1 rRNA gene is annotated in these 429 nt (G+C 34.3%); it reads left to right on the top strand.

Going from position 1 to position 429, the window contains the following annotated elements:
- Positions 1-83: ribosomal RNA gene (locus IDG66_RS13485) — 16S ribosomal RNA — on the top strand; the annotation flags it as partial.
- Between the last annotated feature and the right edge of the window lie 346 nt (positions 84-429).

Raw genomic sequence — 429 nt, 5'->3', positions numbered from 1 at the left:
AGCCGTCGAAGGTGGGACAAATGATTGGGGTGAAGTCGTAACAAGGTAGCCGTATCGGAAGGTGCGGCTGGATCACCTCCTTTCTAAGGATATATTCGGAACATCTTATTCAGAAGATGCGGAATAACGTGACATATTGTATTCAGTTTTGAATGTTTATTTAACATTCAAATATTTTTTGGTTAAAGTGATATTGCTTATGCGAGCGCTTGACAATCTATTCTTTTTAAAGAAAGCGGTTGTCAGACAATGCATTAAGAAAAATTAAAGCGGAGTTTACTTTTGTAAATGAGCATTTGATTTTTTGAAAATAAAGCAGTATGCGAGCGCTTGACTAAAAAGAAATTGTACATTGAAAACTAGATAAGTAAGTAAAATATAGATTTTACCAAGCAAAACCGAGTGAATAAAGAGTTTTAAATAAGCTTG

Source organism: Staphylococcus sp. EG-SA-18 (assembly GCF_017151825.1).
GTDB lineage: Bacteria > Bacillota > Bacilli > Staphylococcales > Staphylococcaceae > Staphylococcus > Staphylococcus aureus.
The sequence above is the reverse complement of the archived record's forward strand: the minus strand, read 5'-3'. Positions and strand labels throughout refer to the sequence as shown.